The 580-nt window shown below is 60.5% G+C and carries 1 pseudogene; it reads left to right on the forward strand.

Annotated features, from left to right (window positions below):
* Window positions 1–114 precede the first annotated feature (114 nt).
* Window positions 115–580 (forward strand): annotated as a pseudogene (locus ACLFKU_RS43915) (hypothetical protein); the annotation flags it as partial.

Consider the following 580-nt stretch of genomic DNA (forward strand, 5'->3'; position numbering starts at 1 on the left):
CCGCCGTCCTGGTTGGGGTGTGCTTTCGATCTGCCCGCTGGACTTGATGCAGATGCCTTCGCTGCGGCATTGCGCAACTGGACAGATCGCCACGAAACGCTCCGCAGTCAGCTGATGTTTTCCGCTCGCTCCACACCCGACAGTCGTCTACTCCGCGTGACGCTGCCGCCCGGCACCGTGACTATCTACCCCAGTGAGGCGAAGAACTTCCGCGACAGCCGAAAGCTGGCGCAGTATATCGAAAATCTGTTCGACCGCGAAATTGGCCCACTCGGCTGGCCCGGATATATCTGCGCCACCATCAGCAACGCTGACGCGACCACCGTATGCGTCGTCGCCGATCACACCCTGATCGACGGGTACTCCATTCTCGGGATCCCACATGAGATCCACACCCTGTACGCTGCAGCACTCGCCAGCTCCGACAGCAAACCCGCTCCCCCCCTACCCCCTACGGCCAGCTACCTTGATTTTGCGGAGACTGAACGGAATGCAGCCGATGCACTGACCATCGACCACGAATCCGTCATCAGCTGGCAACAGTTCGTCACCAAGGTTGGCGGCCACCTGCCAGTTTTCC

It is taken from the genome of Paraburkholderia sp. EG304, assembly GCF_046543485.1.
GTDB classification, from domain to species: domain Bacteria; phylum Pseudomonadota; class Gammaproteobacteria; order Burkholderiales; family Burkholderiaceae; genus Paraburkholderia; species Paraburkholderia youngii.